Genomic DNA, 16143 nt, shown 5'->3' with positions numbered 1-16143 from the left:
ATCGACCCCGACACCAGAAGACCCGTGTGGACCCCACCCCCACGCCTCACCCTCCAATCCTTCCAAGGCCGCGCCACCTACCACCCCGCCGCCTGAGCCGCCCGAGCCGCCTGACCCAGCTGTCCGCCGCTGGTTGAGGTGCGAGGCGCCCCGGCGCCGAGCCTCGAAACCAGTGGCCCCGGTCCACCGGACTGTGCCCGTCACAGTCCGCCATCACGGCCCGGAGGTTTCGAGGCTCGGCCGCGGGCGGCCTCGCACCTCAACCACCGGGAGTCAGGCGAAGCGAACCCAAGTCTTGCCGCCACGCGGACCCGACCACCCACGGCCCAGCCATCCGCCGCTGGTTGAGGTGCGAGGCGCCCCAGCGCCGAGCCTCGAAACCAGTGGCCCGGTCCACCGGGAGACACGCTCCAGGACGCTGCACATGTCCGCATCCGCCCACAACGAACTCATCCCCACCCTGATCTCTCAGTGGTGGGGATGATCCCTGTGTCCGAGGGGGGACTTGAACCCCCACGCCCTAATACGGGCACTAGCACCTCAAGCTAGCGCGTCTGCCAATTCCGCCACCCGGACGAGTGCGGAGAAACCGTAGCAAAGGGTGTGCCCGGATGCCGCATCGGGACCACCCTTCGTCTCGTCGGCGGGTCCTCCACCACGGGAAACACCAGCCTCACGGCCCCCAGCACCGGGACGGCGAGGTCGAGCAGGCGACCGCGGCGACACGCCGGGCGGCTTGAACGGGCTGGGGTCGCCTGCAACGGTGGGAAAGGTCTCTGACCTCGAACCGAGAAGGCAATCAATGCTCACCCTGACTGAGAACGCTGCCACGATCGTCAAGCAGATGACCGACGCACCCGAGGCTGCCGAGTCCGCCGGACTCCGCATCTCCGAGGCCGAAGCCGGCTTCGCCGTCACCGCGACCAACCAGCCCGAGGCGGGCGACCAGGTCGTGGAGCAGGACGGGGCGACCGTCTACCTGGACTCCAACGCGGCCGAGAAGCTCGATGCCATGGTGCTGGACGCCGGCGTCGACGACACGGGCGCCATCCAGTTCGGCCTGCTCGCGCAGGCCTGACGTCATCCACGAGGCCCGGGCACCCTCGGTGCCCGGGCTTCGTCATGTCTGGGCCTTCTGGGAGGCTGGCAGGCATGGAGCAGCTGCGGGTCGCGTTCGTCTCCGGCGTCATGCCGGACAAGTGGGCCCGGGTGTGGCGCGAGCGCAACCCCGCGATCCGGCTCGACCTGCTCCCGATCGACCAGACCGACCAGCGCGCCGTCCTCGACGACGGCACCGCCGACATGGTCCTGGCCCGGCTCCCCGTCGACCTCGACTCCCCCGCGCCGCTCCACTGCGTGCGCCTGTACGACGAGCTGCCGGTCGTCGTCGCCGGCCGCGACCACGTCGTCGCGGCAGTCGACGAGCAGGACGTCGTCGCGCCCGACGACCTCGTCGACGACCAGCTCGTCCTCCCCCACCCGTCCGGATGGCGGCCGACGGCTGACCAGCTCGACTTCCCGCCGATGACCGTGAAGGACGCCATCGAGGTGGCTGCGTCCGGCACCGGCATCGTCATCGTGCCGATGTCCGTCGCCCGGCTGCACCACCGCAAGGACGTCGTGCAGCGGGTCGTCGACCTGCCGCCGACCACCGTCGCCCTGCTGTGGCTGCGCGACGCCGACAGCCCGGTGCACCAGGACTTCGTCGGCGTCGTCCGTGGTCGCCGCGCCAGCAGCAGCCGCTGACCCGCCGGCCCAGGCTCAGGCCAGGTGGCTCGCCACCCACTCGCCGAGGACCCGGGCACTGCGGTCGACCATCGCGGTCCACTCCAGCGCGCTCTCGTCGGCGTTGTCCGACACGTGCTTGACCAGCCGCACCGGGACGCCGAACTCCGCGGCGACGTACGCGACCGCGTAGCCTTCCATGTCGACCAGCTGGGCCTGCTCGGCCAGGCGGGCGCGCACGAGCGGGTCGGTGACGAAGACGTCCCCGGTGGCGAGGACCGTCGCCGACTCCCCGACCACCAGCCGCTCACGTGGGTCGTAGCCGAGCGCCCGGATCGCGTCGGCGTTGAGGTCGTGGTTGATGACCGTGCCGACCTCGAAGAGCCCGTCGACGTGGTCGTGCAGCGCGCCGGCGGTGCCGATGTTCACCACCTCGACGTCGTCGAGGTCGCCCATCGTCGCGAGGCGACGCGCGAGGGCGGTCGCGGCGGCGGTCTTGCCCAGCCCGGTGACGAGGACGTCGAGGCCGGCGGGCACGTGGGCGGCTTCGGCCCGGGTCGCGGAGACGATCAGGTGGCGCGGCACGGCGACAACCTAGCGGCCGTGCTTGCGAGGATGGACGGGTGACCACCGTGCGCGCCACCGCCCCCGGTCGGGTGAACCTGATCGGCGAGCACACCGACTACAACGGCGGGCTGTGCCTGCCGATCGCGATCCCGCTCGGGACGACCGCCACGGTCACCCGTCGCGACGACGAGGCGGTGCACGTCACCAGCGACCGGGCTCCCGAGGGCTCCGCCTGGCGACAGTACGTCGACGGCGTGGTCGCCGAGCTCCGCACGCTCGGCTGGGCCGTGCCCGGCCTCGACATCGAGGTCACCAGCACGCTGCCCCTGGGCGGCGGGCTGTCCAGCTCGGCAGCGCTCGAGTGCGCGGTCGCCACCGCGGTCGCGGGGCTGCTCGGGCACGAGCTCGACTCCCACCTGCGCCGGGTCCTCGCCGAGGTCGCGCGTCGGGCCGAGACGCTGCACGTCGGGGCACCCACGGGCGGGATGGACCAGCTCGCCTCCATGCTGGGATGGCCGGACCACGCCCTCCTCCTGGACTTCGCCGACCTCGAGCGCCCGGGCGTGACCCCCGTGCCCTGCCGCCCCGGCGCGGCGGGCGTCGTGCTCCTCGTGACCGATACGGGCGTGCGGCACCGGCTGGCGGACGGCGACGGTGGCTACGCCCAGCGCCGGCGCGAGTGCGAGGCGGGCGACCCACGACGGTGGCGACACGTGCGGTCCGAGAACGAGCGCGTCCGGGCTGCCGCTGCCGCGATGGAGGCGGGCGCCTGGGGCCGCGTCGGTGAGCTGATGGTCGCCTCCCACGTCTCGTTGCGCGATGACTTCGAGGTGTCCTGCCGCGAGCTCGACCTCACCGTGGAGGCGGCGCTCGCAGCCGGGGCGCTGGGCTCACGGATGACCGGGGGCGGGTTCGGCGGCTGCACGATCACCGTGACGCACGAAGGCCGCGTCGACGCCGTACGGGACGGCATCGACGCGGCCTACGAGGCGGCGGGACTCCCCCGGCCGGTCCACCACGAGGTGGCGCCGGCCGAGGGAGCCCGGCTCACTTGAGCTCGGCGCTCGAGAGCCCGAGGATCCGGCGGGCGATGATCAGCTGCTGGATCTGCTGGGTGCCCTCGAAGATGTCGAGGATCTTGGAGTCGCGTGCCCACTTCTCGAGCAGCTCCTCCTCGCTGTAGCCGATCGAGGCGCACAGCTCGACGCAGGACAGCGTCACGTCGGATCCGACGCGGCCCGCCTTCGCCTTGGCCATCGAGGCCTCGAGCGAGTTCGGCTTGCGGTTGTCGGCCATCCACGCGGCCTGGAGGGTGAGCAGGCGGCCCGCCTCCCAGTCCGACTCGAGCTGGAGGAACTTCGCCGCCGCGGCGTGCTGCAGCACCGCCGGCTTGTCGTAGTCGACCTCGATGCCGGCCTCCTTGAGCAGGTCGCGGGTGAGGTCGAGCGAGGCACGGGCGCAACCGACGGCCATGGCCGCCACCAGCGGGCGGGTGTTGTCGAAGGTCGCCATCGCGCCGGCGAAGCCCTTCTCGACGTTGATCTCCGGGTCGCCGAGGAGGTTCTCCTTCGGGACCCGGGCGTCGGTGAAGGTGATGACAGCGGTGTCGGAGGCGCGGATGCCGAGCTTCTCCTCGAGCCGCTCGACCTTGACGCCGGGCGTGCCCTTCTCGACGACGAACGACTTGATCGCCGCCCGGCCGAGGGACTTGTCGAGCGTGGCCCACACGACGATGCAGTCGGAGCGCTCGCCGGAGGTGACGAAGATCTTCTCGCCGTTGATCACGTAGTGGTCGCCGTCGAGCACCGCGGTGGTGGAGATCGCGGCGGAGTCGGAGCCGAAGTGCGGCTCGGTGATCGCCATCGACGCCCAGCGGCCCTTGAACCGCTCGAGCTGCTCGTCGTTGGCCACCGACGCGATGGCCGAGTTGCCCAGACCCTGGCGCGGCATGGAGAGCAGCAGGCCGGTGTCGCCCCAGCACATCTCGGCGACCGAGGTGACCGACGCGAGGTTGGCGCCGTTCTTGACCGACGCGTCGTCGTCCTTGCCGTCGCGGCGGACACCCGTCGCACCGGCACCCTCGCTCGCGCCGGACTCGGAGAGCCCGTCGATCATCGCCGCGAGCATGTCGAGCTCCTTGGGGTACTCGTGCTCGGCGATGTCGTACTTGCGGGAGATCGGTCGCAGCATGTTCATCGCGACCTGGTGGGCCTGGTCGACCAGCGCCCGGTGCTTCTTCGGAACTTCCAGGTTGATGGCCATCAGACCAGCACCGTCCCTTCCATGATCCCGATGGCACGCAGGTCGCGGTACCACCGCTCGACCGGGTGCTCCTTGACGAAGCCGTGGCCACCGAGCAGCTGGACGCCGTCGAGGCCGATCTGCATGCCCTTGTCGGCGCACGCCTTGCGGGCCAGCGCGACCTCGCGGGAGAAGTCCTTGCCCGCGGCGGCGCGCGACGCGGCGCGGTAGGTCAGCAGGCGCATGCCCTGCAGCTCGATCGCGATGTTGGCGACCATGAACGCCACGGACTGGCGGTGGGCGATCGGCTCACCGAAGGCCTCGCGCTCCTTGACGTACGGCGTCACGTAGTCGAGCACGGCCTGCGCCGTACCGACGGCCAGGGCGCACCACGCCAGGCGGGAGAGGCGCACGCACTCGGTGTAGGTCGAGCCGTCGGTCTCGCCGAGCACCGCGTCGGCGGGGACCTTGACGTCCTCGAGGACCAGCTTGGTCATCGACGCGGCCCGCACGCCCATCGCGGGGTCGCCCTCGATGGACAGGCCCTCGGTCGAGGACTCGACGAGGAAGAGGACCGGCTTGCCGTCGAGCTGGGCGCCGACGACGAACAGCTCCGCGTGGTCGCCGCGGGCGACGAGGCTCTTGGTGCCGTTGAGCACGTAGCCGTCGCCCGACTTCGTGGCGGTGGTCGACGGGGACAGCACGTCGAAGAGCACGCTCGGCTCGTTGAGGGCGAGGGCTGCGGCCGGCACCTCGTTGCCGGTGAAGGCCGGCAGGTAGGTCTGCTGCTGCGCGTCGGTCCCCCAGAGGCCGATCGCGGTCGCGACCGAGCCCGGGGCGAGGGTGGCGACGGCGAGGCCCATGTCGCCCTTGGCGAGCGCCTCGGCGACGAGCGTGCCAGCCATCGCGGAGCGCTCCTCCGAGACACCGCCGAGCGACTCGGGCAGACCCAGGATCGGCAGCCCGATCTCGAGGCTCGCCTTGAGCAGGGTGTCGGGCGCGGCGCACGCCTTGTCGGCCTCGGCCGCGGCGGGACGCACGACCTCCTCGGCGAACTCGGTCACGACGTCGACGAGCATCTGCTCGTCCTCGGTCGGGGTGAGGTCGAAGACGCCGGAGCTCGCGGCCGCCGTCGGACGGGTGCCCGGCTGGCCCTTCTTCCCGGCCCTGGCGAACGTGCGGCTCGCGCTGGTCATCGTCTTGAACCCGGTGCGGGTGACCGAGAAGACAGCCTGCTCGGCGGGCTTGCGCATGCGCACCCGGTCGAGGAGGTCGGTCTGGGCGAGGCGGTTGAGGCCGGCGACCAGGTAGCCGATGGGGTCGCGGCTCTCGCTGCTCGGGACCCCGTTCTTGCCGCCCGGCTTGAGGTTGCTGATCAAGGACATGGACCAAATGTAACTGTGAGTTACACGTTGCGCTACACATGGGGTGACAAAGTTCGTTGTGATCCGCGCAGCACTCCCGCAGGGCGGGCGTCGGGGCGTCAGCGGGCGGGGATGCGGACCGGGACCGTCCGCTCCTCGACGGTCAGCAGGACCGACGAGGGCGTCACGCCGTTGATCAGCGTCGCGACGCGCGTGGTGCCACCGACGACGAGGGTGCCGCGGCTGAAGTCGGCGGGCACGAGGAACACGGCCGCCCGGGGCAGCGTGGGCGCCTTCACGTCCCGGCGCGGGAACCGCTTGCCGTCCGGACCGCGCAGGCTGAGGTGCCCCGCGTCGAAGTACGACGGCGTCGGGTCGCCGCTGCGGGTGTAGCTCACGTCGACGGCGAGGTAGGCGCGGTCGGTGCGCTGGGGTCCCTTCCGGCCGGCGAAGAAGAACAGCCGGGCCTCGCCGACAGTGAGTCGACGGCTCCGGTCCTGGGCGGCCAGCGGCTGGTCGGCCGTGACTGCGAGGTCGTCGGTGAGGCCGATGTCGACGGCGAGACGGGGGCGGACGAGGACCGCGACCTGGTTGTCCACCTTGCCGCCGGGCAGCGACACCGCCTGGCGAACGCCGTCCGCCGCGAACACGAGCTGGACCGGCGCGTCGTCGGGTGCGACGGCCACGAAGGTCGGGCCACCGGCCGGCAGTGCCCGCGCCGCGCCCCCGCCAACGACGAGGCGCAGGCCCAGGCGGGCCCAGCCCCGGCAACCCCGCGCCTGGCACGGCCCGTCAGCCAGCGTGAACGCCACCAGCCGGTGGCCGTCGGGCGCGATCGACCGCTCCTCGCCCGTGCCCACGGCGGGCACCACGCCGAGGGCCGGCACCGCGACCCCGCCGAGGCGGCCGGGCAGGGCGACCGGCTGCTCGAGGCGGGGCGGGCGGACCAGGTCCGTGGCCAGCACCGTCCCCGGCTCCAGGACTTCCGCAGCCGACAGCTCGGCCTCGGCGCCCGGACCCTCGGCGCGGGGCGTCGGGCGCTCGGAGGAGGGCTCGTCGTCGCGCTGCCACCACCAGCCCGCGGCCACCCCGCCCACGAGGAGGACGAGGGCGGCGGCCATGGCGACGAGGCGACCCCGGGCGCGGCGTGGAGGATCGGGGTGGGGCCGCGCGACCGGCGCCGGCCCGGACGGCGGTCCATGACCTGCCGAGACCGTGCCGTGGTGCTCGGTCCGGGGCGACGGCGGCCCAGCCGGCGGAGCGCGCGTCGGTGCGGGTGGCGGCGCGGCTGGCGGCGCGGCTGGTGGCGCGGCTGGTGGCGCGGCTGGTGGCGCGGCTGGTGGCGCGGCTGGTGGCGCCGGACCCGGTGGTGGCGCGGGGGCGCCCGGCGTCGGATCGTCCACCTCGCCGAGCGCGAACAGCAGGACCCCGAGGGCCCAGCGGGCCCCGTCCGCCTCCCGGGTCCCTCGCTGCTCGGCCAGCCGGGCGCCGTGCTGCTCGATGACCCGGGGAGCGTCGGCTCCCTCGCGGAGCTGGGCCAGGGCCCGGTGCAGGGTGCCGAGCCGGATCGCGTCGGCCAGCAGGTTGACCTCGCCCTCGGTCGCCGCGCCCTCGTCGAGGAAGTCGTCGACCGCAGCGCGGAACTCCACGGCGTCCATCAGGACGTCGCGGCCCGCCCTGTCGACCAGGTCGGCGAGCTCGCGGTGGAGAGCCACTCGTTCAGGCTGACAGAGGCAGGCCGTCAAGTCCGCGGAATTACCGTAAATTCGGGCATTCTGCGTGGTGACGTGACAGGCGGGCGAACCTACGCTGGAGGGATCTCGGGCGCCGCAGTCTCGTTCGTCCCACGGAGACCCCATGAAGCGCCTGCTCGTCCTCAGTGCCGTCGTCCCGCTCGTCGCGACGTTCCTCGTGATCACGGGCGCCCCGCCGGCGCGGGCCGCCAACAGCACCACCGTCGTGAACGGCTTCGACTACCCCTCATCGCTGACATACATCGAGCTGGGTTGCGAGACGCCGAGCGCCTCGGAGGTGTATGCGCTCTACCGGCGCGGCGGTGCGCGGGGGACTCATGCGACCGGTTTCAGGTTTGAGGCTGCGGACACCATGGCGGGCGCCTTGGGTCGGGTGTCGTCGCCATCGACCCTCCACACCGCGACCGTCAGGCTCTACTTCCCTGACCCGGGGGACAACGACACGGTGGCCGACGGCTATTTCGTCGTGCGCTACACGCTGTCGGGCGGCGAGGCATTCGTCGGTTACCACGGCCTCACCGCCCCCGGTCCCGGCGGCGCTTGGGTGACCAGCAAGAACCTCGCGACCGTCCAGCTCGGATGGGTTCGCGAGTCGGACGGCGAGTTCCTCGGCTACAACACCGTCGCAGGCTTCACCCAGGGCACAGTCGGGACTGCCCAAGCCGGCGTGGCGTTCGGGTGCGACGGACGGGACTACTACATCGACGACTTGCGGCTGTCGTCGGCCGCCGGCACGTCGTCGTGGGACTTCGAGGGCGCCCGGTCGCGGTCCTACATCTCCGCGACCCCGACCCACCACAGCGAGCGGCTCGAGCGCGACATCATCAGGTTGCGGCTGGTCCACGGCCAGGACCACCACCTGCTCGGTGACAGTGCAGGCGTGCCCGACGGGGTCGTGGGCAACGCCTACATCGCCGGCACGGCACGCCTCCACGCGCGGGGCTGGAACAAGGCGTCCTTCCGCCGGATCGGGACGGCGAGCTACACCGCGACCACCTACGCGCACTTCCGGATCAAGCCGTCGCGGCAGACGAGGTACCAGGTGCGCACCGTGCCCACCAGTCCCACGTTCGAGAACAGCTCGTCGAAGATCCTCCTCGTCACCGTCCAGCGACGGGTCCGGTCCCGGGTGGCCGACACCAGGATCAGGAGGGGCCAGCGGATCGTGGTCAGCGGCCACGTCCTGCCGCGCGACCGCGGTGTGGGGGTCACCCTCCAGCGACGGGTGAACGGCACCTGGCGGGCGGTCGGCCGCGCCACGACCGGGCGGTCCGGTGGCTACGTCGTCGGCGTGCGCGCCCGCAGCGTCGGGAAGTGGGTCGTGCGGGTCAAGGTCGCCTCCGCGAAGGGCAACGTGGGCAACGTGTCGCGCCCGCGGACGGTGCGCGTGACGCCGCCGCCCCCGAAGCCGTCGCCGGCACCGGCGCCGGTGACGCCGGTCGTGGACACCACGCCCATCCCGCCGACGCACAGCGTGGTGCCCATCAAGCGCCCGGTGGTCGGTGCGACCGTGGCCGACACCGCCGGCCCGGCCGCCCTGTCCGACCCGGTCGTCAGGGTGGTGCCGGAGCAGGTGGGCGAGCGCGCTGCGGTCCCGTTCGCCCGTCCCTGACCGCGCTTGCGAGCCCCTGACCCCCTCCGGCCGGCAGCGGTCGGGCGCCTCCTAGGATCGATGCATGGCGTGGGGAAGGAACGACGTGACGGACACCGGCGAGCCCGACGAGGTCGTGCACGCGCCGTACGGTCCGCTCCCCCGCGGCGGCAACGTCCGCCCGATGACGCGCTGGGGGACGCCGGTCATGCACCGGCCCCAGCAGAAGGTCACCTCGTTCGACGACGACCTGCGGGCGCTGGCCGCGGACATGGTGGCGACGATGTACGCCGCCGAGGGCGTCGGCCTGGCCGCCTGCCAGATCGGCGAGGACGTGGCGATGTTCGTCTTCGACTGCCCCGACGCCGCCGGCGAGCGCTGGGTCGGCGTGGTCTGCAACCCCGTGGTGCACCTGCCCGAGGGCAAGGACCGCCAGCTCGACGACAGCCCCGAGGGGTGCCTGTCGTTCCCGGGCGCGTTCGTCGACTGCGCGCGGCCCGACCACGCCGTCGTGGAGGGTGTCGGGCTCGACGGCCAGCCGGTGCGCTTCGAGGGGGACGGACTGCTCGCCAAGTGCCTGCAGCACGAGACCGACCACACGCTCGGCACCGTCTTCGGCGACCGGCTCGCGGCGCGCGCGATGAAGAAGCTGCGCAAGCAGCACGACGCGGCGGCGGACGAGTACCCGCCGGAGTGGCCCACCTGAGCCCCTCGCTGCGCTACGTTGCCGGACATGCCCGTCGACGCGCAGCTCGCCCCGCTCCTGCAGATGATCGAGGCGGGCACCCCGCTGCACGTGCTGAGCCCGGTCGACGCCCGCGCGTCGTTCCGCAAGCTCGCCGTCGACCTGCGGCCGCCGGAGAGCCTGGCCGACGTCGCCTCGGTCGAGGAGGCCAGCGTCGCCGGCGCGGACGGCCCGCTGGCTGCCCGCGTCTACCGACCGTGCTGCTGCACGGCGGCGGCTTCGTGATCGGTGNCGTCGCCTCGGTCGAGGAGGCCAGCGTCGCCGGCGCCGACCGGCCGCTGACGGCCCGGTGCCGACGGTCGTGCTGCTGCACGGCGGCGGCTTCGTGATCGGTGACCTCGACACGCACGACGCGATGGCCCGCGCGATCTGCCACGGCACGCGGTCCGTGGTCGTCTCCGTGGACTACCGGCTGGCGCCGGAGGCGAAGTTCCCTGCCGCGGCCGACGACGCCATCGCGGCGGTGCGCGACGTGCAGGCCCGGCTCGGCGAGTACGGCGGCAGCGACGTCCTGGGCGTCGCGGGCGACTCCGCCGGCGGGAACCTGTCCGCCGTGGCGGCCCAGCACGTGCCCGGGATCGCGGCGCAGCTGCTCGTCTACCCGGCGACCGACGTGCTCGGTGAGTACGCCTCGCGCGAGGAGAACGCGACCGGCTACTTCCTCGACCAGCCGACCCTGCTCTACTTCATCTCGCACTACGCCGACGAGGCCACCGACCTCGCCTCGCCGAGGATCTCCCCGCTGCACGGCGAGCTCGCCGGCCAGCCCCCGGCGGTCGTGGTCACCGCGGAGCTCGACCCGCTCCGCGACGAGGGCGTGGCCTACGCGGACGCCCTGGCAGCTGCCGGGGTCGAGGTGCACCACACGACCTACCCCGGCCTGATCCACGGCTTCTTCGACATGGGCCCGTGGTCGGCGGCCTGCCAGCGGGCGATCGACGAGACGGTCGAGCGCTTCGGCGAGATCCTGAACCGGCACTGAGACCGGACCGGCGAGGGCCGGCCGGGACCCACCCACCCCGTCGCAGGAAGGCCTGCGGGCCGGTCTCACGGGCGCACGGCGCGCACCGACGCCCCGCGGCGCCGGGAGAAACTCTCAGCGGGGGCAACGGCGCCTGCCCGCAGCCGCTGCACGCTGCCCACCGTCCCGTGGGGCGAGACGGAGGGTGGCGGTCGTTGACGTCCGGTGTGGCCGGCCTTACATTCATCCCGAATCCCCATTCTAGAAGCGCTGCTCTAGAGCACCACCGAGCCAGCCGTCCCGGCTGGTCTCCTGACTGACAAGGCATTCCCCCATGTCTACGACGAACGTCTTCGAGGCGGTGAAGACCGGACGGATGTCCGGCATGCAGTGGCGCGCGGTGATCGTCGGCCTCCTGCTGATCGTGCTGGACGGCTACGACATCGCGCTGGCGTCGTTCGCCTCGCCGTACATCGCGCAGGGCCTCCGGCTCACCCCGCAGGAGCTGGGCTACGTCGGCTCCGGAGCCCTGGTGGGCATGTGCATCGGCGCCGGCCTGATCGCGCCGCTCGGCGACAAGTACGGGCGCCGCTTCAGCGCCATCCTCGGCTCGGTGCTGGCGACCGCCGGCATGGCGGGGGGCGCCTCCGCGGACGTCTTCGAGGTCCTCATCGTGGGTCGCGTGATCACCGGCGCCGGCGTCGGCACACTGCTCGCGGCGATCGCGGTGATCTTCTCCGAGTACGTCAACCGCAAGTTCTACGCACTGGTGATGGGCCTGTACGCCGCCGGCGTGCCCCTGGGCACCCTGTTCGGCTCGCAGCTCGCCGGCCCGGTCATCGCCGAGCACGGCTGGCGCGCCGGCTTCCTCATCGGCCTCTTCGCCACCGGCGCCTGCATCCCGCTGACGCTGTGGGCGATCCCCGAGTCCCTCTCCTTCGTCGCGGGCAGCCGCAAGCCGGGCGCACTGAAGCGCTTCAACAAGCTGCTCACCTCGATGAGGATGCCGGCCGTCGACGCCCTGCCCGACACCAGCAGCCTGGCCAAGCCCAAGGTCCCGGTCTCGGAGGTGTTCCGCGGCAGCATGCTCGTGCGCACGCTGATGGCGATCGTGTCCTACTTCCTGTTCATGGCCGCGTTCTACTTCACGACCCACTGGTCGGCGAAGTACCTGGCCGACGTCACCGGCGACCACTCGATCGCGCCGCACCTGATGACGATGTACAGCGTCGGCGGGCTGATCGGCGTCGCCGTGTTCGCCGTCGTGACGGCGCGAGCCGCGAACCTGTACCTGATCACGGCCGGCGTCCTGCTGGTCTCCGCGCTGGGCATGGGCCTGTACGGCATGGCTGCCACCGCCCAGACCCTGCCGGTGCTGACCCTGTCGGTCGCCTCGGTGTTCCTCTCAGCGGGCACCGCCGGGTTCTACGCCGTGGTGCCCCGGCTCTACCCCGAGAAGATCCGCTCGACCGGCTACGGCATCGTCATCGGCGTCGGCCGCATCGGCGGTGTCGTCGGACCGTCGCTGGGCGGCTTCTTCTTCCAGCGCAACGTCGACGAGCGCCTGGTCTACTGGCTCTTCGCCATCCCGATGGTGCTCTCGGCCGTCATGCTGGTCGCGATGCGCGGCCTGCGCGACGGGCAGGACCTGGCCGACGAGGAGGCCGGGGCCACCATGGCGGGCGGGGCACGGCGCGCCGAGGAGCCCGAGAAGCCCACGGCGCTGGTCTGACCGCAAGAACCCCTGGCACGGGTGCGGACGTCCTCCGGGACGGCCGCACCCGTGCTGTGTTGGTCGGGCGGGGCCCGGCCTGTGCTGGACGAGAGACGAGGAGTGAGGAAGAACCATGGAGACGACTGACCAGAAGAGCGCCCAGCGGACCGCGCTCGTCGTAGCGGGCAGCAGCGGAATCGGCGCCGCGTCGGCCCGCGAGCTCGCCCGGACCGGCCACCGGGTCGCCGTGCTGGCGCGCAGCGAGGCGGCGGACGCCCTCGCGGCCGAGGTGGACGGCATCGCCATCAGGGGCGACTACACCGCGGACGGGGTGGTCGAGGCCGCGGTCACGCAGGTCCACGAGCAGTGGGGCCGCCTCGACGTCGTGGTCAACAGCGCGGGCCACGGCCCGAAGGGTGCGATGACCGAGCTGACCGGCGCCGACTTCGCCGCGGGGTTCGACATCTACTTCCACCACGTCGTGCGGGCCTGCCACGCCGCGCTGCCGATCATGCGCGCCCAGGGCGGGGGCTCGATCGTGAACATCTCCAGCGCGGTGCCGACCGAGCCGTCGCCCCGCTTCCCGACCTCCATGGTCGCCCGGGCCGCCCTCGGCACCTGGGTGAAGCTCTTCTCGACCGAGGTCGCCGCGGACGGGGTCCGGGTCAACAACGTGCTGCCCGGCTACACCGTCGACGACCCGGCAGCCGTGCCGTCGGAGTGGACCGCCGCCATCCCGATGCAGCGCGCGGCTGCCTGCGAGGAGGTGGCCCGGGCCGTCGCCTTCCTGGCCTCCCCCGCCGCGTCCTACATCACCGGCCAGAGCCTGCGTGTCGACGGGGGCACGACCCGCAGCGTCTGATCAGGCGCGGGCCGCCGGCTCGCCGCGCTGCTCCCGCGCGGCCTGGGCGTACCGCTCGACCAGGCCCTCGAGGGCCTGCGCGGCGAGGTCGGCGTACATCTTGAAGTCGAGGTCCACGTGCACGTCGGTGTTGGCGTGCACGTAGAAGCCGTCGTTGATGGCGAGCGAGAGGACGGCGAGCCGGGTCGCGAGGTCCGGGAACGCCTCGAGCACCTCGGGCGGGAGGGACTCCGCCACCCGTTCGACGTTGACGTCGAACATCCGCGCACGGATCTCCACGTAGCGCTTGCGCACCTCGCTGCCCTCGCCGAGGCCGCCCAGTCGCTTGTCGAGGGCCATCATCTGCGCGACGCGCAGGAAGGACTCCTCCAGCGTGTACTCTCGCTCCTCGCCGACCGGGCCGATGATGCCGCGCTCCACCTTGTCGCGCAGGCCGACCGGACCGGCGTAGACCTCCATCCACTTCTCGTAGCTGTGCTCGAGAAGGGCGACGAAGAGCTGTTCCTTGTTCGCGTAGTGCCAGTAGACCGAGCCGATCGGCAGGCCGGACTCCGCGCTGACGTCGGCCATCGTGGTGCCGTCGTAGCCGCGCTCGACCGCCAGCCGCAGGGCCGCCTGGAGGATCTGCGCCTTGGAATTCCCGGACTTGCTCCGTGCCGAGGAGCTGGGCGTTCGTCGAGCCATGGGGTGCAGCCTACGGCTCGCCGTGGGCGTCCGTTGCACGTGGGCCACGCCACTAGTATTCTCATTCTAGAATCGCGATACTAGTGAGGACGGAACAGACATGACCTTTGCCGTAGCAGCCCTCAGCCACGCGCCTGTGCTCGGCCGCGTCGACCCCGGCGGCACCATCTACGAGGAGATCCTCGAGGCGGTTGCCCGGACCAGGGCGTTCGTCGAGGACTTCGACCCCGAGGTCGTGGTCTCCTTCGGGCCGGACCACTTCAACGGCGTGCTCTACGAGATGATGCCGCCCTTCTGCATCGGCGCCCAGGCCTTCGGCATCGGCGACTGGGGCACCTACGAGGGCCCGCTGCCCGTCGACGCCGACCTCGCCCGCCGCCTCCACTACGACGTGCTCGAGCAGGGCACCGTGGACGTCGCGCGCTCCGAGCGCCTGTACGCCGACCACGGGCTGCTCCAGTCGCTGGAGTTCATCTTCGGCGAGCGGTTCAGCCGCGAGTTCATCCCGGTCTTCGTCAACTGCGTCGGCAAGCCGCTGGGCCCGATGCAGCGCATCCGCCTGCTCGGCGAGGCGATCGGCAAGGCCGCGCTCAAGCTGGACAAGCGCGTGCTCTTCACCGCCTCCGGCGGGCTGTCGCACGACCCGCCGATCCCGGACTTCGACAGCGCGCCCGAGGAGGTCCGCGAGCGCCTGACGAGCAACAAGGTCACCCTGGAGCAGCGCCAGGCGCGCGAGGAGATGATCCTCAAGGCCGCCAACGAGAAGGCTTCCGGCTCGGACAAGTACAAGGACGTCAACTCCGCCTGGGACCGCGAGATCCTCGGCGTGCTGGCCTCCGGGGACCTGAGCCAGGCCGACGCGTGGCGCAACGACTGGATGGTCGCGCAGGGTGGCTCGGGCGCGCAGGAGATGCGCACCTGGCTCGCCGCCTACGCCGCGCTGTCCGCCGCCGGCGAGTACGAGACCGTCGAGGAGAACTACTGGGCCTCCAAGCCGTGGGGCTGCGGCTTCGGCATCGTGACGGCGAGGACCAGTCGATGACCCTCGACCGACCGTTCGCCACCCAGCACGAGACGCTCTGGTCGCAGATCGCCGACCGGGCGCACGTGCTGGAGTTCCCCGAGATCGCGGGCACCCGCACCCGCGTGCTGCGGGTCGGCGAGGAGAACGCCGGGCGCGGCACGATCCTCATGCTCGCCGGGACCACGGGGCACCTGGAGGCGTTCACGCACAACATCCGCGCGCTCTCCGAGCACTACCGGGTGCTGGCCTACGACTACCCCGGCCACGGCTACTCGACGCTCGCCGAGGGCAGCCTCGAGATCAAGGACTACGCCGACCACCTGCTGGCCCTCGTGGACCACTACGGCCTCGAGAAGCCGCACCTGTGCGGGGAGTCCCTCGGCGGCTGGATCGCGCTGAAGGTCGTGCCGGAGCACCCCGAGGTGTTCGGCTCGGTGATCCTCTCCGCCCCCGGCGGCCGGATGATCCCGCCCGCGAAGCTCAACGGCACGCAGAGCGTGTCCGCCGACGCCGTCGCCCAGCCGACCTGGGAGAACGTCAAGCGCCGCCTGGGCGTCGTCATCCACGACGAGGCGGCGATCAGCGACGAGCTCGTCGCCGTCCGGCAGGCGATCTACGCCCAGCCGGGCTTCGTGGCGTCCGCGAAGGCGATCGCCGCGCTGCGGACCCCGGAGGTCCGTGAGCGCAACGCGGTGGACGACAGCGACTACGCCCGCCAGCCGCTGCCGACGCTGCTGGKCTGGACCGACAACGAGCCCTCGGGGAGCCCTGAGGTCGGTGCGCACCTCGCCGAGCTGCTGCCCCGCGGCCGCTTCGTGCTGGCCGAGGGCGCCGCGCACTGGCCGCAGTGGGAGCGCCCCGACGTGTTCAACACCGCGGTCCTCGACTTCCTCGAGAGCCTGGAGGCCTGA

General features: G+C 72.2%; 16 protein-coding genes and 1 tRNA gene. 11 read left to right on the top strand and 6 right to left on the bottom strand.

Annotated features, from left to right (window positions below; translation table 11 throughout):
- Positions 1 to 490 precede the first annotated feature (490 nt).
- Positions 491 to 576 (bottom strand) — tRNA-Leu (locus L615_RS15515).
- A gap of 226 nt (positions 577 to 802) precedes the next feature.
- Here L615_RS15515 and L615_RS15510 point away from each other — a divergent pair.
- Both L615_RS15510 and L615_RS15505 read left to right on the top strand, forming a co-directional pair.
- Positions 803 to 1078 (top strand): Fe-S cluster assembly protein HesB, encoded by a 276-nt coding sequence (locus L615_RS15510; protein ID WP_028654006.1) that lies wholly within the window; start codon positions 803 to 805, stop codon positions 1076 to 1078.
- A 74-nt stretch (positions 1079 to 1152) separates the two neighbouring features.
- On the top strand, positions 1153 to 1746 hold the full coding sequence (locus tag L615_RS15505) for a LysR substrate-binding domain-containing protein (RefSeq protein WP_036516481.1): 594 nt from the start codon (positions 1153 to 1155) through the stop codon (positions 1744 to 1746).
- Positions 1747 to 1761: 15 nt separating this feature from the next.
- On the opposite strand, the gene L615_RS15500 is transcribed toward L615_RS15505, so the two are convergent.
- Positions 1762 to 2310 carry a nucleosidase gene (locus L615_RS15500; RefSeq protein WP_028654008.1) on the bottom strand — a complete coding sequence of 183 codons (549 nt, stop codon included), beginning with the start codon at positions 2308 to 2310 and terminating at the stop codon, positions 1762 to 1764.
- 38 nt (positions 2311 to 2348) lie between these two features.
- Between L615_RS15500 and L615_RS15495 the strand changes: the two genes are divergently transcribed.
- The gene (locus tag L615_RS15495) at positions 2349 to 3347 is read left to right on the top strand and encodes a galactokinase family protein (RefSeq protein ID WP_222430568.1); all 999 of its coding nucleotides are present in this window, start codon (positions 2349 to 2351) and stop codon (positions 3345 to 3347) included.
- Here L615_RS15495 and L615_RS15490 read toward each other — a convergent pair.
- From L615_RS15490 to L615_RS15480, 3 genes are all read right to left on the bottom strand, one after another.
- Positions 3340 to 4554, bottom strand: coding sequence for an acyl-CoA dehydrogenase family protein (locus tag L615_RS15490; protein WP_028654009.1), 1215 nt, complete (start codon positions 4552 to 4554; stop codon positions 3340 to 3342). The genes L615_RS15495 and L615_RS15490 overlap by 8 nt on opposite strands.
- Entirely contained in the window at positions 4554 to 5918 is a 1365-nt protein-coding gene (locus tag L615_RS15485) for an acyl-CoA dehydrogenase family protein (RefSeq protein ID WP_145725648.1), read from the bottom strand. Before L615_RS15485 ends, L615_RS15490 begins: the two co-directional genes overlap by 1 nt.
- A gap of 98 nt (positions 5919 to 6016) precedes the next feature.
- A complete protein-coding gene (locus L615_RS15480; protein ID WP_145725647.1) occupies positions 6017 to 7612 on the bottom strand; it encodes a hypothetical protein in 1596 nt (531 codons plus the stop codon).
- A gap of 142 nt (positions 7613 to 7754) precedes the next feature.
- Here L615_RS15480 and L615_RS15475 point away from each other — a divergent pair, with 142 nt between their 5' ends.
- The 6 genes from L615_RS15475 (at position 7755) to L615_RS15455 (ending at position 13524) form a co-directional block, all read left to right on the top strand.
- Positions 7755 to 9263, top strand: coding sequence for a hypothetical protein (locus tag L615_RS15475; protein ID WP_028654012.1), 1509 nt, complete (start codon positions 7755 to 7757; stop codon positions 9261 to 9263).
- A 64-nt stretch (positions 9264 to 9327) separates the two neighbouring features.
- Positions 9328 to 9948, top strand: coding sequence for a peptide deformylase (gene def, locus L615_RS15470; protein ID WP_084254862.1), 621 nt, complete (start codon positions 9328 to 9330; stop codon positions 9946 to 9948).
- A 27-nt stretch (positions 9949 to 9975) separates the two neighbouring features.
- Positions 9976 to 10212, top strand: coding sequence for a hypothetical protein (locus L615_RS24340; RefSeq protein WP_261376723.1), 237 nt, complete (start codon positions 9976 to 9978; stop codon positions 10210 to 10212).
- 64 nt (positions 10213 to 10276) lie between these two features.
- Positions 10277 to 10969 carry an alpha/beta hydrolase gene (locus L615_RS15465; protein ID WP_261376722.1) on the top strand — a complete coding sequence of 231 codons (693 nt, stop codon included), beginning with the start codon at positions 10277 to 10279 and terminating at the stop codon, positions 10967 to 10969.
- Between the two features lie 313 nt (positions 10970 to 11282).
- On the top strand, positions 11283 to 12680 hold the full coding sequence (locus tag L615_RS15460; protein WP_145725646.1) for an MFS transporter: 1398 nt from the start codon (positions 11283 to 11285) through the stop codon (positions 12678 to 12680).
- A 115-nt stretch (positions 12681 to 12795) separates the two neighbouring features.
- Complete coding sequence (locus L615_RS15455) at positions 12796 to 13524, top strand: SDR family oxidoreductase (RefSeq protein ID WP_028654016.1); 729 nt, start codon at positions 12796 to 12798, stop codon at positions 13522 to 13524.
- Here L615_RS15455 and L615_RS15450 read toward each other — a convergent pair whose 3' ends face one another.
- Positions 13525 to 14208: a TetR/AcrR family transcriptional regulator gene (locus tag L615_RS15450; protein WP_028654017.1), complete on the bottom strand. Its 684-nt coding sequence runs from the start codon at positions 14206 to 14208 to the stop codon at positions 13525 to 13527.
- A gap of 100 nt (positions 14209 to 14308) precedes the next feature.
- On the opposite strand from L615_RS15450, the gene L615_RS15445 reads away from it, so the two are divergent.
- Both L615_RS15445 and L615_RS15440 read left to right on the top strand, forming a co-directional pair.
- Positions 14309 to 15250, top strand: a complete 942-nt coding sequence (locus tag L615_RS15445; protein WP_028654018.1) for a 3-carboxyethylcatechol 2,3-dioxygenase — start codon at positions 14309 to 14311, stop codon at positions 15248 to 15250.
- Complete coding sequence (locus L615_RS15440) at positions 15247 to 16143, top strand: alpha/beta fold hydrolase (protein ID WP_145725645.1); 897 nt, start codon at positions 15247 to 15249, stop codon at positions 16141 to 16143. Before L615_RS15445 ends, L615_RS15440 begins: the two co-directional genes overlap by 4 nt.

The sequence above is a fragment of the Nocardioides sp. J9 genome (assembly GCF_007829375.1).
Taxonomy (GTDB): Bacteria; Actinomycetota; Actinomycetes; order Propionibacteriales; family Nocardioidaceae; genus Nocardioides.
Note: the sequence above shows the minus strand (reverse complement) of the source record. Positions and strands in the feature narration are given on the sequence as shown.